The 13,509-nt window shown below is 60.3% G+C and carries 12 protein-coding genes; 6 read left to right on the top strand and 6 right to left on the bottom strand.

The annotated features are described in order from the left end of the window. Positions 1-5 precede the first annotated feature (5 nt). The 5 genes from SLW74_RS07870 (at position 6) to pdxJ (ending at position 3,665) form a co-directional block, all read left to right on the top strand. Positions 6-383, top strand: a complete 378-nt coding sequence (locus tag SLW74_RS07870) for a DUF4845 domain-containing protein (RefSeq protein WP_192135293.1) — start codon at positions 6-8, stop codon at positions 381-383. Next, on the top strand, positions 380-1,069 hold the full coding sequence (gene rnc / locus SLW74_RS07875; RefSeq protein WP_065992454.1) for a ribonuclease III: 690 nt from the start codon (positions 380-382) through the stop codon (positions 1,067-1,069). The genes SLW74_RS07870 and rnc overlap by 4 nt, the downstream gene beginning before the upstream one ends. Continuing rightward, a complete protein-coding gene (gene era / locus SLW74_RS07880; RefSeq protein ID WP_410928547.1) occupies positions 1,062-1,964 on the top strand; it encodes a GTPase Era in 903 nt (300 codons plus the stop codon). The genes rnc and era overlap by 8 nt, the downstream gene beginning before the upstream one ends. A gap of 166 nt (positions 1,965-2,130) precedes the next feature. Beyond that, entirely contained in the window at positions 2,131-2,820 is a 690-nt protein-coding gene (gene recO, locus SLW74_RS07885) for a DNA repair protein RecO (protein ID WP_192135216.1), read from the top strand. A gap of 89 nt (positions 2,821-2,909) precedes the next feature. Further along, entirely contained in the window at positions 2,910-3,665 is a 756-nt protein-coding gene (gene pdxJ, locus SLW74_RS07890; protein WP_410928548.1) for a pyridoxine 5'-phosphate synthase, read from the top strand. A gap of 120 nt (positions 3,666-3,785) precedes the next feature. On the opposite strand, the gene cmoB is transcribed toward pdxJ, so the two are convergent. The 3 genes from cmoB to SLW74_RS07905 form a co-directional block, all read right to left on the bottom strand. Then, positions 3,786-4,745: a tRNA 5-methoxyuridine(34)/uridine 5-oxyacetic acid(34) synthase CmoB gene (gene cmoB / locus SLW74_RS07895; RefSeq protein WP_369318394.1), complete on the bottom strand. Its 960-nt coding sequence runs from the start codon at positions 4,743-4,745 to the stop codon at positions 3,786-3,788. Continuing rightward, positions 4,742-5,485, bottom strand: coding sequence for a carboxy-S-adenosyl-L-methionine synthase CmoA (cmoA, locus tag SLW74_RS07900; protein WP_410928549.1), 744 nt, complete (start codon positions 5,483-5,485; stop codon positions 4,742-4,744). The genes cmoB and cmoA overlap by 4 nt, the downstream gene beginning before the upstream one ends. A 154-nt stretch (positions 5,486-5,639) precedes the next feature. Further along, positions 5,640-7,760 carry a TonB-dependent siderophore receptor gene (locus SLW74_RS07905; RefSeq protein WP_410928550.1) on the bottom strand — a complete coding sequence of 707 codons (2,121 nt, stop codon included), beginning with the start codon at positions 7,758-7,760 and terminating at the stop codon, positions 5,640-5,642. A 177-nt stretch (positions 7,761-7,937) separates the two neighbouring features. Between SLW74_RS07905 and SLW74_RS07910 the strand changes: the two genes are divergently transcribed. Beyond that, the gene (locus SLW74_RS07910; RefSeq protein ID WP_410928551.1) at positions 7,938-9,734 is read left to right on the top strand and encodes a methyl-accepting chemotaxis protein; all 1,797 of its coding nucleotides are present in this window, start codon (positions 7,938-7,940) and stop codon (positions 9,732-9,734) included. 145 nt (positions 9,735-9,879) lie between these two features. Here the strand turns inward: SLW74_RS07910 and SLW74_RS07915 are convergent, their stop codons facing one another. From SLW74_RS07915 to lon, 3 genes are all read right to left on the bottom strand, one after another. Next, the gene (locus SLW74_RS07915) at positions 9,880-10,272 is read right to left on the bottom strand and encodes a protease inhibitor I42 family protein (RefSeq protein WP_065992474.1); all 393 of its coding nucleotides are present in this window, start codon (positions 10,270-10,272) and stop codon (positions 9,880-9,882) included. Positions 10,273-10,469: 197 nt separating this feature from the next. Further along, entirely contained in the window at positions 10,470-10,838 is a 369-nt protein-coding gene (locus SLW74_RS07920; protein WP_065992476.1) for a PH domain-containing protein, read from the bottom strand. A 73-nt stretch (positions 10,839-10,911) separates the two neighbouring features. Beyond that, on the bottom strand, positions 10,912-13,329 hold the full coding sequence (gene lon, locus SLW74_RS07925) for an endopeptidase La (protein WP_410928552.1): 2,418 nt from the start codon (positions 13,327-13,329) through the stop codon (positions 10,912-10,914). Between the last annotated feature and the right edge of the window lie 180 nt (positions 13,330-13,509).

Below are 13,509 nucleotides of genomic sequence, written 5' to 3' on the forward strand. Positions count from 1 at the left end.
CAATCATGACGTCTGCCGGTCCGCAAAAAGGCCTCTCGTTCATCGGCTGGCTGGTGTTGCTGGCGATTCTGGCCTTCGCCGGAAGCGCTGCCGCCAAGATCGTGCCGCATTACATGGACTACCTGTCTATGAAGAAAATCATCGAAAGTGCCGGCACTGACCGCACGGCAGACATCACCAACGCCGGTGACCTTTACGCCTATGTGGCCAAAGGTATGCAGGTTAATAACATTCGGGATTTGGATTTGAACAAGGCGTTAACTGTGACGACGGAGAACAACAGGTTCCTCGCTCATTTGAACTACGAAAAACGTGAGTCACTGATCCAGAACATCGATCTGGTGGTCAAGTTCGACCACGAATTCAGCGTGGGTAAACCGTGAGCGTTTCATTGAGTCGCCTGGAGCGTCAGCTCGGCTATACCTTCAAGGATCAGGAGCTGATGATCCTGGCGCTGACCCACCGCAGCTTTGCCGGACGCAACAACGAGCGTCTGGAATTCCTCGGTGATGCCATTCTCAACTTCGTCGCCGGCGAAGCGCTGTTCGAGCGTTTCCCCCAGGCCCGTGAAGGTCAGTTGTCCCGTCTGCGCGCCCGTCTGGTGAAAGGCGAGACCCTTGCGCTTCTGGCCCGCGGTTTCGATCTGGGTGAATACCTGCGCCTGGGCTCGGGTGAGTTGAAGAGCGGCGGCTTTCGCCGTGAGTCGATTCTGGCTGACGCACTGGAAGCCCTGATCGGTGCGATCTACCTCGACGCCGGGATGGACATGGCAAGGGAGCGCGTGCTCGCCTGGCTGGCCAGCGAGTTCGAAACCCTGACCCTGGTCGACACCAACAAAGACCCGAAAACACGACTGCAGGAATTCCTTCAGTCACGCGCCTGCGATCTGCCACGCTATGAAGTGGTGGATATCCAGGGCGAGCCGCATTGCCGAATCTTCTTCGTCGAATGCGAGATCTCTTTATTGAATGAAAAAAGCCGGGGACAAGGCGTAAGCCGTCGCATTGCCGAACAGGTAGCAGCGGCCGCAGCCCTTATCGCCCTGGGTGTGGAGAATGGCAATGACTGATTCACCTGCAACACGCTGTGGCTATGTTGCCATTGTTGGCCGGCCAAACGTGGGCAAGTCGACGCTGCTGAACCACATCCTCGGCCAGAAACTGGCAATCACGTCGCGCAAGCCGCAGACGACCCGGCACAACATGCTTGGCATCAAGACTGAAGGCGCCGTGCAGGCGGTCTATGTCGATACCCCCGGCATGCACAAAAACAGCGACAAAGCGCTTAACCGCTACATGAACAAGACTGCCTCGGCAGCGTTGAAAGACGTCGACGTGGTGATTTTCGTGGTCGACCGCACCAAGTGGACCGAAGAGGACCAGATGGTTCTCGAGCGCGTGCAGTACGTGACCGGCCCGTTGATCGTGGCGCTGAACAAGACCGATCGCATCGAAGACAGGAGCGCGCTGATGCCGCATTTGTCCTGGCTGCAGGAGCAACTGCCGAACGCCCAGATCATCCCGATCTCGGCGCAGCAGGGGCATAACCTGGAAGCGCTGGAGAAGGTCATTGCCGATCAGTTGCCGGAGAATGAGCACTTCTTCCCGGAAGATCAGATCACCGACCGCAGCAGCCGTTTTCTCGCAGCGGAACTGGTGCGCGAGAAGATCATGCGTCAGCTTGGCGCCGAGCTGCCGTACCAGATCACCGTCGAGATCGAGCAATTCAAGCAGCAGGGCAAGACGCTGCATATTCACGCGCTCATTCTGGTCGAGCGCGACGGGCAGAAGAAAATCATCATTGGCGACAAGGGCGAGCGCATCAAGCGTATCGGCTCGGATGCGCGCCGTGACATGGAAGTGTTGTTCGATTCCAAGGTCATGCTCAATCTGTGGGTCAAGGTCAAAGGCGGCTGGTCTGATGACGAGCGCGCGTTGCGTTCGCTGGGTTACGGCGACTTGTAATCTAAGCAGTCTGGTTGTGCCGAACACGTGTGGGAGCGAGCTTGCTCGCGAAGAGGATGTGACATTCAGCATTTGATGTTGACTGGGATCGCCTGTTCGCAGGCAACCTCACTCCCACAGTCGTTTCAGATTGCCCGTCCGGCCGCGTTCTTTCATCGAGATAGCCATGTCACAAACCCCTCCCGTCGGTCAGCTCGCTTATGTGTTGCACAGCCGTGCGTACCGCGAAAACAGCGCACTGGTCGATTTCATTACCCCGAAGGGTCGCTTGCGTGCGGTGTTGCGCAGCGCTCGGGGAAAGGCGGGGACGATGGCGCGTCCGTTCGTGCCGCTCGAAGTGGAGTTTCGCGGCCGGGGCGAGCTGAAGAACGTGGGGCGCATGGAAGGCGTCGGCGTCGCTACGTGGCTGGAAGGCGAGGCGCTGTTCAGCGGTCTCTATCTCAATGAATTGCTGATTCGTCTGTTGCCCGCCGAAGACCCGCACCCGGGCGTGTTCGAGCATTACGCTGCGACCCTTGTGGCCCTGGCCGAAGGGCGCGCGCTGGAACCGTTGCTGCGCTCGTTCGAATGGCGGCTGTTGGACGATCTCGGTTACGGCTTTGCGCTGGATGCAGACGTCAACGGTGATCCCCTGGCCAGCGACGGCCTGTACCGGCTTCAGGTGGACGCAGGCCTTGAGCGGGTGTATCTGTTTCAGCCGGGATTGTTTCAGGGCGCCGAATTGCAGGCGATGTCTGAAGCGGACTGGACTTCGCCGGGCGCGCTGTCGGCGGCCAAGCGTCTGATGCGCCAGGCCCTCGCCGTGCATCTGGGTGGGCGGCCGCTGGTCAGCCGTGAATTGTTTCGCAAACTCTAGCGTCCAGCGGCGCAAACCTAGAAAATCCTTCCTCGCTTGCGCAATCAGCCACTACTGGCTGGCACCGCCACAGTAATCAGGAGAACCCCGTGACCCACAGCACTCGCATTCTGCTCGGCGTGAACATCGACCACGTTGCTACCCTGCGCCAGGCCCGCGGGACGCGCTATCCCGATCCGGTCAAGGCCGCGCTGGATGCCGAGGAAGCGGGTGCCGACGGCATCACCGTGCATTTGCGTGAGGACCGTCGGCACATTCAGGAACGCGATGTATTGCTGCTCAAAGACGTGCTGCAAACGCGCATGAATTTCGAGATGGGCGTCACCGAAGCGATGATGGCGTTCGCCGAGCGCATTCGGCCGGCGCACATCTGCCTGGTGCCGGAAACCCGTCAGGAACTGACCACGGAGGGCGGGCTGGATGTCGCCGGTCAGGAAGCGCGCATCAAGGCGGCGGTGGAGCGGTTGTCTGCCATCGGCAGCGAAGTGTCGCTGTTCATCGACGCCGATGAGCGCCAGATTGCCGCGTCGGCCCGGGTTGGCGCGCCGGCCATCGAGCTGCACACGGGCCGTTATGCCGATGCCGAAACCCCGGCGGCCGTCGCCGAAGAGCTCAAGCGCGTTGCCGATGGCGTTGCTTTTGGTCTGGCCCAGGGCCTGATCGTCAATGCCGGTCATGGTTTGCACTATCACAACGTTGAAGCGATCGCGGCGATCAAGGGCATCAACGAACTGAACATCGGCCATGCGCTGGTGGCCCATGCCCTGTTTGTCGGCTTCAAGTCCGCGGTATCGGAGATGAAGGCGTTGATTCTGGCAGCGGTGAGTTCTTCTCACCGCCAGTGATCTGAAGGGACGACCACCATCGCCTTCGCGAGCAAGCTCGCTCCCACGGGTGATTTGTCCGCAATGACAGCTGCGGTGTTGTCATGCTCCACGAGCGCGCGCGATGGCGCCGTTGTGGGTTTACGGCTTGCGCCCAACGATCACCGCACGCCGCGGTGCCGGCAGTCCTTCCACGGTCTTGCTGTGATCAGCGGGATCGAGAAAGTCGCTCAACGATTGAAAGCGCATCCAGTCGGTGCCGCGCTGTTCCTCTACCGTGGTGGTGCTGACGTCGACGCAGCGCACATCCACAAAACCCGCGCGGCGCAGCCACAGTTCCAGCGCCGGGACTGAGGGCAGGAACCAGACGTTGCGCATCTGCGAGTAGCGGTCTTCCGGCACCAGCACCTGATTCGCGTCGCCTTCGACCACCATGGTTTCCAGCACCAGCTCGCCGCCTTTGACCAGGCAATCCTTGAGTGCCAGCAGGTGATCGATGGGGGATTTGCGGTGATAGAGCACGCCCATGGAGAACACCGTGTCGAAGCCTTCCAGCCGCGCGGGTAGATCTTCCAGGGTGAACGGCAGGTGCCATGCCGGCAGGTTCGGCAGGTAGCGCTGCATGGCCTGGAACTGGCAGAAGAACAGCCAGTTCGGGTCAACGCCGATCACGCTGTCGGCCCCGGCCCCCAGCATACGCCACTGGTAATAGCCGTTGCCGCAGCCCACATCCAGAACGCGCTTGCCTCTCAGATCAAGGTGCGGCGACACCCGCGACCATTTCCAGTCCGAGCGCCATTCGGTGTCGACGTGCACGCCGAACACATCAAAAGGGCCTTTGCGCCACGGCGACAGGCCCATCAGCGCCGCACGGGTCTGCTCGCGGGTGGCATCGTCGCAGTCGGCGTCGAGGATAAAATCGTCCTTGAGCTCGATGCGGCTTGGCGTCAGATCAGGCAAGGCATTCAGGGCGCCTTGCCAGCGTTCGAGGTCGCCGTGACCCTTTTCCATCTTCGCGTCGAGTTGCGCCTGCAGGCCTTGGGCCCAAGCATACAGTGGCGTGCCCGCCAGACGGCGGACCAGGGGAGCGAGATCAATCATGGCAGGGCAATCAACGAGGCGAAATTAAGGCACTGGAACCAGGGCACGACTTTACTGAAACCGGCGGCCAGCAAGCGTTCGCGGTGCTGCTCAAGGCTGTCGGGCTTCATCACGTTTTCGATCGCGCTGCGTTTCTGCGCGATCTCCAGCTCGCTGTAACCGTTGGCGCGCTTGAAGGCGACGTGCAGATCGCTGAGCAGCGCGTGCTCTTCGGTGTCATCAAAGCGCAGCTTCTCCGACAGGATCAGCGCGCCGCCGGGCAGCAGCGACTGGCGAATGCGAGTCAACAGGGCGAGGCGTTGTTCGGGGGCGATGAACTGCAGGGTGAAGTTCAGGGCGACCACCGAAGCCGGCTCAAACGCTAGATTCAAGATATCGCCTTCGATGACCTCCACCGGCAGCAGCTCCTGGTACATCGAGTCCTGAGCGTTCAGGTACTCCCGGCAGCGCTCGACCATTGCCGACGAGTTGTCGATGGCGATCACCCGGCAATCCTCGGTCCGCACATGCCGGCGCAACGCCTGGGTGACGGCGCCCAGTGAGCTGCCCAGGTCGTAGAGCACGCTGTGGGGCTGGGCGAACTGCGCCGCGAGCACGCCGAGGTTTTCGACGATGGTCGGGTAGCCCGGTACCGAGCGCTTGATCATGTCCGGGAACACCCGCACGACGTCTTCGTTGAAAGCGAAGTCGGGCACCTGGGGCAGCGGCTGGGCGAATAGGCGGTCGGGTTCTGGGCTCACGGCGATTCCGGGGGACAAGGCGAAAAGTGCGGCATTTTAGCCAATTCCGTCCCTCGGCTGGAACCTCATCTCATCGTTCGTGTGCAGACGTTTGCCCCTCAACGGCAAAAGCCGCCCCGGTTGCACCTGGGCGGCTGAGACGCAAGCCGTGTTATCAGTATGTCCAGCTTACCGACGCGGTTAAGTTGCGTGGATCACCGAAGTTGCTTTGGTTGTAGCGCAGGCTCTGTTGGTATTTCTCGTTGGTGAGGTTGTTGAGGTTGAACTGGGTGCTCCAGTGCTGATCGATGTCATAGCGGGTCATCAGGCCGATGAGCGCGTAGGCGTCCTGCCGGGCGGCCGGTGCGTCGTCGTTCTGGGTCTTGCTCTGCCAGCTCAGGCTGCCGCCGACCTTGACCTTCGGTGCCATTGGCAACTGGTAGGTCATGGACGACGTCAGGGCGTGGCGCGGGATGAATTTGCGCGCACGGCTGTCGTTGTCGTCGGTGATATAGACGTAGGTGTACCCGCCGTTGATTTGCAGGCCGGGTGCCACTTCGCCGGACGCTTCCAGCTCCAGGCCGCTGCTGTCGTAGGACATCGCCTCGTACACGTAGCCGCCAAGGCTGGCGTCATACACCGAACTGCCCGGCACGTTGTCCTGCTTGGCATGGAACACCGCTGCGCTGACGTTGAGCTTCTTGTCCAGCAACTGGCCCTTGATGCCCGCTTCATAGCTTTTGCCTTCAAGCGGATCGAGCACCCGGCCTTGGCCGTCGAGGTAATACTGCGGATTGAAGACTTCGGTGTAACTGGCGTACAGCGCGTATTCCGGGGTCAGGTCGTAGACGATACCGGCATACGGCGTGACTTTGCCGTGAATGCGCACCTTGCGCGCGGAGCCGTAGTTGTCGCCATTGCTGTCGGCGCTGAGCATGCGGGCACCGGTGATCAAATGCAGGTCGTCGGTCAGGCTGAAACGCGCGCCGGCGTAGACGCTCTTCTGGCGATCGGTGTAGTTCGACGTCGCAGCGGGCAACGCGGCGACGTAATTCGGCCGCGGCAGGTAGCCATGCAGCGCATCTTCAAGGGTGACAGGCGAGTAGTTGAGTATGTCGCCATACTGCGAGGATTCGCGGTTGCGCTGGCGTGCAGCGTTCGCCCCCAGCGTGAGTTGATGTTCGCGACCGCCCAGCATGAAGGGGCCGCTCAGGGAGTAATCGCCACTGAGTTCGAGGTTTTTGTCTTTGTACTTGGAGCCCAGACCGCTGTAGCCGGTCGGCGAGTCGGTGGAGCTCAACATGTAGAACATCTCGGTGTCTTCGCGGTGCTCGGCGCCGGCGACGGTCAGCTTCGACTTCCAGTCATTGGCGAAGGTGTGCTCCCACTCGGCAAACGCGCGTTGCGTGTGAACATCCCAATGCACCCACGGCTGGGAAATATTGGAATGGGTGCTGCTGTAATGGATGGCGTTGCCATTGCCATCGACCAACGGCAGTGCGCCCCAGCTTGAGCCATTGGCGTTGGTTTTCTGGTCTTCGTAACCAAGGGTCAGCGTGTCACTGTCGCTCAAGTCGAATGCCAGCAGACCGCTGAAGATGTTCTTCTCGCGAGAGTAGCGATCAAGGTATGAGTTGCCGTTCTCGTTGGCGTAGATGACGCGTCCGCGCACGTTGCCTGAGTCGGTCAGTGGCCCGGAAACGTCGATGTCCACCCGGCGTTTGTCCCAGGAACCGGCAGTCACGTCGATCTTCGCCTGGGGATCGTAGGTCGGGCGTTTGCGGATGAAGTTGACCGTGGCCGAAGGGTTGCCGGATCCGGACATCAAACCGTTGGCGCCGTGAACGATATCGACCTGTTCGTAGGGCGCCAGGTCAATGTCGCCCACCAGCAACCCATTGGTCATCGGCATGGCCGTGCCGTCGTACTGGAAGTTGTTGATGTCGAAACCGCGCGCGGTGAAATAGGTGCGGTCAGTTTCGACTTTTTGCACGTTGACGCCGGGGGTACTGGTTAATACGTCGCGAATGCTGTTGAGCTTGAAGTCATCCATTTGCTCGCGCTTGATGTTGGTAATACCTTGAGGCGTTTGCTGTTTGGTCAGGTCCAGCCGGGTAGTGGTACTGCCGGGTTTGCCTTGATAACCGAGCGGGTCGCCGGTGTCACCGTAGGTGGCCGTTGACGTCACGTCGGTGGCGGGCAGGCTGAGCGCTGTGTCTTCGGCATTCGCTGTGTTAAGCACGCTCAGTGCGATTAACGAAAGGGCCTTTGGGCAAAAGGGGATCGAGTGGCGCATGGCGGGCGAAGCTCCGGCGAATGTAACGAATGATGATGGTTCTCAAGTATCGGCAAGTTATAATTGAGAATCAATGTCATTTATCGATGTTCACCCCACCGCATTAAAGCTTTCCCATCCTCAGTCGAAGAACCTTAGTTGCAACCCATTTCATTACCAGACACAGGGAACCGTGGCATGCATGCGTTCAAGGCGTTGTACGAGTCCGTCGAGCGGCAGTTTTTCGATTCTTTGACCAAGAAGCTGTCGAGCCTTTTCCTGATGGTGATGGTGAGCGCCCTGGTGTACTGGGTGGCCGTGAGCATCCGCGCGGACATTCTGCTTCAGTTGCGCAGCGCGCAGTTGCCGGCGGGGACGCTAGGCATGATCGAAGGCAAACTCGATGTGCTGAGCAACGCCATTCTGGGCAGTACGCTGTTCACCCTGTGCCTGGTCAGTTTCATGGTCTGGTATTTCCGCCACCTGATCGTGCGGCCGGTGACCCAGATGACGCTGGCGCTGGAAGGCATTGCCAATGGCGAGGGCGACCTGTCCAAGGACTTGCCGCTGTTGACCCATGATGAAATTCGCGTGCTGGCGAGCACCTGCAACCGGTTTCTCGCCAAGCAGCGGGAGATCATCAGCAGCGTTCAGGCGCTGACCGTGCACATTGCCGTGGAGTCCGCGCGCTCGCTGAAAAACATCAGCGATTCCAGCGACAGCGCGACCCATCAGGCGCGCTTCGCCAGGGAAGTCATGGAGCAGAGCAACGACGCAGTCGGGCGGATTGCCGAAGTGTCCCGGCAGACCCAGGGCATTTCCGGGACCACCGCGCAGAACCTCAGCATGGCCCGCGACTCCTACACCGAGCTGCTGGAAGTGACCGGCAACATCAGTGAGATTTCCACCAGCCTGAATGAGTTCGGCACGCTGGTGTCGGCGCTGAACCAACGCTCGTCGAGCATCAAATCCATCGTCGGATTGATTCAACAGATTTCCTCCCAGACCAACCTTCTGGCGCTCAACGCGGCGATCGAGGCGGCGCGTGCGGGGGAGAGCGGCCGTGGTTTCGCGGTGGTTGCCGACGAAGTCCGGACCCTGGCCCAGAACGTCAGTCGCGCCACCGAGGACATTTCCCAGAACATCGACGCCATGCTGCTGGAAGTGAGCTCGACCCACGAGCAGACCACCCAGATCAGCCATAGCGCCCGGGAGACCCAGAAAGTGGTCGAGCGCGCGTCAGGGCATTTCGAGAGCATGATCGGCGATTTCGAATCCACTCACATCAAGTTGGAAGACATCGCCTCGCACATCTTGCAGTTCGCCGACAGCAACACCGGCATCAATAACCGCGTCACCCAGATTCATGCGGACAGCCAGTCCATCGACCAGCGCATGCAGCATTCCGCTACCGCCACCCGCGATCTGTCGGGCGTGGCGGAAAAGGTCCAGGCGCTGCTGGGCCGGTTCGTCCTCGGGCACGGCGCGCTGGACGCTGGCATTACCCGCGCCAGCCACTGCCGCGACCGGCTCCAGGTACGCCTGGCCGCGTTGCAACGTGAGGGCGTCAACCTGTTCGATCAGAACTACAAACTGATTCCCGGGACTGACCCCAAGCAATACACGACCAGCTACAGCGAGCGCTTCGCCCAGATCTGTCAGGAGGAGTGCGACGCGCTGACCAAAGGCACGCTGGGGGGCAAGGTCACCTTCATCGTCGACGCCAAGGGCTACTGCCCGGTGAATAACAGCTGGGTGTCGAAAAAACCTACGGGTGACCGGGCTGTCGACCTGCCGGTCTGCCGGAACAAGCGCATGTTCGCTGACCCCATCGGCCTGCGTGCAGCGGGTAACCAACAGCGCTTCCTGTTGCAAACCTACCTGCGCGACACGGGGGAAATCATGACCGAGATCGACGTGCCGTTTTTCTTCGACGGCCGTCATTGGGGCAACTTGCGCATGGGCTTCGATGCGGCGCAGTTACTGACCGAATGACGGGGCTTACGCCAGTGCTTGGCGACTTGCATGGACGGGGACAGATTGATTTACGGAGACGCGGGTAAATACATGGACGGGGACAGATTTATTTACGGAGAAGCGTGTAAATAAATCAGTCCCCTTTCGATCACGATCCTTTCGATCAGTTCACGGTGATCACGCAATCGAAGGTGCGTTCTGGCGCCACTTCCGGCGCCCACGGCTGCTGGTAGACCATCATCAGATGGCCCGTGCCTGCATTGGCGGCTCGGTAGCGCCAGACCGACTGACCGCCTTCACCCACCAGGCCTACATCTTTAGAGGCATTGAACACCTCCGGCCCGAGGCTGGCGAGTATCGACGGCGCGGGGTTTTGCATCAGCCAGCGGTACCCGGTGGTGGGGTTGCTGGGCAGCATCAGCATGAGGGTCTGGCCGGTTTTGAGGGTGAGCGGGCAGTCTTGCTGATCGTCTAGGGAAACGATCTGCTTCGGTGTCGCCGCGCAAGCGGCAAGGAGGGAGAGGCTGAGCGGGACGAGCAGGCGGGCAGGGGTCATGAAGGCTCCGGTCGTGGGCAACGTTTGGGGTGAGGATAACCGAAGATCGGGTAGTTTTAAGCGTGCCTGGACGGGGACAGATTAATTTACGGAGAAGCGTGTAAATAAATCAGTCCCCTTTGATGCGCTGCCGCGTGATGCTCGGTTCAGCCTGCACCTCAACCACGTTCGCATGTGACTGGGCCAAATGCGTTGGTTCAGAGAACGAATTGGGAAATGTACCTGGAAATTTCGACGATGGAGGTCTTCCCGGTGAATTCGAACTTCACTTTGCCCAGGGCGGAGAAGTAGATCTCGAGTTCCGAGTCGAGGTCGAAGGTGCCGGACGTTTCCACCGAGTAGGCCACGATGTTTTTATACGGCAATGAAGTGAAGTCCTTCTTGCTGCCGGTAATGCCTTGCACGTTGACGGAAATGATCCGCTTGGTCGTGAAGACAACGCCGTCGCGCATCGACTTGTAGGCGTCGATGACGGTTTCATCCTCAAGCAGCAGCGCGGCCACACGCTCAGCGTATTCGTTGTTCTGCTTGAGTTTGAAAAAGCCTTTGTTGTTGAAGTCGAGCATGTTGAACTCCTTGTCTGTGAGGCCGACTTCCACAGGTCACGATTCGCCCCTGTGGAAGTGATGCTGGTCCGTCTTAGAACAATATCTTCGCCACATCCGCAAAGCGTTTAGCGAAGTGTGCGGTGATGCCTTCTTTCAGGTAATCCGGCAGTTCTTCGAAGTTGCCACGGTTGGCTTCCGGGAGAATCAGCTCGTAGATCTTCTGCCGCCGCGCCGCAATGACCTTCTCCCGCACGCCGCCAATCGGCAGTACGTGGCCGGTCAGCGTCAGTTCGCCGGTCATCGCCACGCCTTTTTTGGGCGCCTGGTTACGCGCCAGCGACAGCAGCGCGCTGGCCATGGTCACGCCCGCACTTGGCCCGTCTTTCGGCGTCGCACCTTCCGGCACGTGCAAGTGGACGAAGGCTTCGTCGAAGAAGCTCTTATCGCCGCCAAACTTCGCCAGATTGGAGCTGACGTAGCTGTAAGCGATTTCGGCAGATTCCTTCATCACGTCGCCCAGCTGGCCGGTGAGCTTGAAGCCGCGGTTGAGCGTATGGATCCGTGTCGCTTCGATCGGCAGCGTCGCGCCGCCCATGCTGGTCCAGGCCAGGCCGGTGATCACGCCGGTGCCCGACAGCACTTGCTCGTTGCGGAATACGGCCATGCCCAAGGAGGCTTCCAGCTCTTTCGGGCCGATCTTGACCACGGTGTCCGGGTTGTCCAGCAGCTTGACCACCGCTTTGCGCACCAGTTTGCCCAGCTGTTTTTCCAGCTGCCGCACTCCGGCTTCCCGCGCGTACCCGTCAATCACCGCGCGCAATGCACTGTCGCTGATCATCAGGCTGTTTTTCGAAACGCCGGCCTTGGCCAGTTGCTTGGGCCACAGGTGGCGCTTGGCAATGGCGAGCTTTTCTTCGGTGATATAGCCGGACAGCCGAATCACTTCCATCCGGTCCAGCAGCGGGCCGGGGATCGAGTCCAGGGTGTTCGCGGTGCAGATGAACAGGACCTTCGAGAGGTCCAGACGCAGGTCCAGATAGTGGTCGAGGAATTCGACGTTCTGCTCCGGGTCCAGGGTCTCGAGCAGCGCCGAGGCCGGGTCGCCCTGGAAGCTCTGGCCCATCTTGTCGATCTCGTCGAGCATGATGACCGGGTTCATGACCTCCACGTCTTTCAGCGCCTGCACCAGCTTGCCCGGCTGGGCGCCGATGTACGTGCGACGGTGGCCCTTGATCTCGGCCTCGTCGCGCATGCCGCCAACGCTGAAGCGGTAGAACGGACGGCCCAGGGATTCTGCGATGGATTTGCCGACGCTGGTTTTACCCACGCCCGGCGGGCCGACCAGCAGCACGATGGAGCCGGAGATTTCACCCTTGTAGGCGCCGACGGCGAGGAACTCGAGGATGCGGCTCTTGATGTCATCGAGGCCGGCGTGGTGTTGATCGAGCACCTTGCGCGCATGTTTCAGATCGAGCTTGTCGTCACCGAACACGCCCCACGGCACCGAGCTTGCCCAGTCCAGGTAATTACGGGTGACGGCGTATTCCGGCGAACCGGTTTCCAGCACCGACAGCTTGTTGATCTCTTCGTCGATGCGCTTGCGCGCCTGCGGTGGCAGGGTCTTGCCCACCAGGCGCTCTTCGAACTGTTCGATGTCAGCGCTGCGGTCGTCCTTGGTCAGCCCCAGTTCCTGCTGAATGACCTTGAGCTGTTCCTTGAGGAAGAACTCACGCTGGTGCTCGCCGATCTTGCGGTTCACTTCGGCGGAGATTTCTTTCTGCAGGCGCGCGACTTCGACTTCCTTGCGCAGCATCGGCAGGACTTTTTCCATGCGCTTGAGCACGGGCACGCAATCGAGCACCTGCTGCAGCTCGACGCCTGTGGCGGAGGTCAGGGCAGCGGCGAAGTCGGTGAGCGGCGACGGGTCGTTAGGGCTGAAGCGATTGAGGTAGTTCTTCAATTCTTCGCTGTACAGCGGGTTGAGCGGCAGCAGCTCCTTGATCGCGTTGATCAGCGCCATGCCGTAGGCCTTGACCTCGTCGGTCGGCTCGTTGGGCTGATGCGGGTATTCGACCTCCACCAGAAACGGCGGGCGGTGGTGCTTGAGCCAAGTCTTGATGCGCACGCGGCTCAGGCCCTGGGCGACGAACTGCAGCTTGCCGTTTTCACGGCTGGCGTGGTGCACCTTGACCAGCGTGCCGTACTCCGGCAACGCCTTGGTGTCGAAATGACGGGGATCGTCGGGCGGGGTGTCCATGAAGAACAGCGCCAGGGAGTGGTGATCAGACTTGCTGACCAGCTCCAGCGTTTCGGCCCAGGGCTCTTCGTTGACGATGACCGGCAGCACTTGGGCGGGGAAGAAAGGACGGTTGTGGATCGGAATGATGTACACCTGATCCGGCAGGTTCTGGCCGGGCAGGGCGAGGCGCTTGCTGTCGGAGCCGAGGATTTCGTGCTCGTGATCGTCGTTCGGGTGCGGCTGGTTGGCGTCGGATTGCTGGTCGCTCATGGGGCACCTGCATAAATGGAGATGAGCCTTAGATGGGGCAGATTGGCTCAGGTTTCAATAGCGTCGGTCGATAGCAATGACGGGGGATCGTTTTAAAGCCTGTAAGGCGTTGCGCCAGGCCTTGGCATTCCACTAATGAAGGCCATGTGCTTTGCTGGAAGTCCGTCTGATATCGCTGAC

This window comes from Pseudomonas sp. W5-36 (assembly GCF_046540455.1).
Classification (GTDB): Bacteria; Pseudomonadota; Gammaproteobacteria; order Pseudomonadales; family Pseudomonadaceae; genus Aquipseudomonas; species Aquipseudomonas graminis_B.

Coding starts and splice junctions, on each gene's coding strand:
- SLW74_RS07920 (WP_065992476.1), bottom strand. CDS start 10,838: ATGCTCGACTTCAACAACAAAGGCTTTTTCAAACTCAAGCAGAACAAC.
- era (WP_410928547.1), top strand. CDS start 1,062: ATGACTGATTCACCTGCAACACGCTGTGGCTATGTTGCCATTGTTGGC.
- SLW74_RS07910 (WP_410928551.1), top strand. CDS start 7,938: ATGCATGCGTTCAAGGCGTTGTACGAGTCCGTCGAGCGGCAGTTTTTC.
- SLW74_RS07905 (WP_410928550.1), bottom strand. CDS start 7,760: ATGCGCCACTCGATCCCCTTTTGCCCAAAGGCCCTTTCGTTAATCGCA.
- SLW74_RS07915 (WP_065992474.1), bottom strand. CDS start 10,272: ATGACCCCTGCCCGCCTGCTCGTCCCGCTCAGCCTCTCCCTCCTTGCC.
- cmoB (WP_369318394.1), bottom strand. CDS start 4,745: ATGATTGATCTCGCTCCCCTGGTCCGCCGTCTGGCGGGCACGCCACTG.
- lon (WP_410928552.1), bottom strand. CDS start 13,329: ATGAGCGACCAGCAATCCGACGCCAACCAGCCGCACCCGAACGACGAT.
- recO (WP_192135216.1), top strand. CDS start 2,131: ATGTCACAAACCCCTCCCGTCGGTCAGCTCGCTTATGTGTTGCACAGC.
- SLW74_RS07870 (WP_192135293.1), top strand. CDS start 6: ATGACGTCTGCCGGTCCGCAAAAAGGCCTCTCGTTCATCGGCTGGCTG.